The organism is Neisseria sp. P0009.S007, assembly GCF_051962515.1.
Genome location: NZ_JBQCVF010001082.1, coordinates 1 through 276, shown reverse-complemented (window position 1 = coordinate 276; position 276 = coordinate 1). Strand labels below are relative to the sequence as shown.

1 protein-coding gene is annotated in these 276 nt (G+C 37.3%); it reads left to right on the top strand.

Annotation, left to right across the window (positions count from 1 at the left end; all coding sequences use genetic code 11):
- Positions 1-14 precede the first annotated feature (14 nt).
- Positions 15-276 (top strand): nitrilase-related carbon-nitrogen hydrolase (locus ACTHS3_RS17835; RefSeq protein ID WP_440368752.1); only part of this gene is annotated, 262 nt, incomplete at its 3' end.

The window sequence follows — 276 nt, the reverse complement described above, 5'->3', positions numbered from 1 at the left end:
ATAAAGGATTTGCCATGAAAAAACGCTTAACCCTCTTACAAATGGACGTTCACGTAAATGACGTAGAATATAACTACAATCGCGTTCAAGAGTTACTCACTCAATCACTTACAGAAAATCCTGATATTATTGTATTACCTGAAACCTGGAACACTGGTTTTTATCCATCCACAGATTTAATCAATATTGCCGATAATAATGGGGACCGCACCAAAGCCCTATTAAGTGCATTCGCTAAAGAACATAATGTAAATATTGTGGGCGGATCTGTAGCTG